Annotated in this window: 1 protein-coding gene; it reads right to left on the bottom strand. The window is 61.0% G+C overall.

All coding sequences use genetic code 11. From position 1 onward, the window contains the following. The coding region (locus EIZ48_RS30615) for an Ig-like domain-containing protein (protein WP_369127494.1) at positions 1-339 on the bottom strand (339 nt) is incomplete at its 3' end. Positions 340-385: the final 46 nt, after the last annotated feature.

Raw genomic sequence — 385 nt, 5'->3', positions numbered from 1 at the left:
AAAGCTGAACGAGGCGCTGCCTTTCTCCGAGTCGCTGTAGAGGGTATCGCCAAAGGCCACGCTGTGACCGCTCGGCGCCTGCGTATCCACCGTCAGTGCCAGCTGGGTGGCCGCGGTATTGCCGTTGCCCGCCGCATCGGTGAAGCTATCGGCATTGATGTCCAGCGTCGCCGTTGCTTCGGAGTCAGCCGTCGGGGTGAAGAGTACGCTGTACTGGGTGGCGCTGGTAGACACGAAGTTCGACAACTCGCCGCCCGTTACGCTGATATCGCCAATGTTGAAGTCGCTGCTGGCCTCGCTCAGAACAATACTGATGGTGGCCGTCTCGCCCGCTTTCAGCTGCGTATCCGAGGCACTGAAGGTGGTGACCGTCGGCCTGGTTTTA

Source organism: Photobacterium alginatilyticum (genome assembly GCF_009910675.1).
GTDB classification, from domain to species: Bacteria; Pseudomonadota; Gammaproteobacteria; order Enterobacterales; family Vibrionaceae; genus Photobacterium; species Photobacterium alginatilyticum.
Note: the sequence above shows the minus strand (reverse complement) of the source record. Positions and strands in the feature narration are given on the sequence as shown.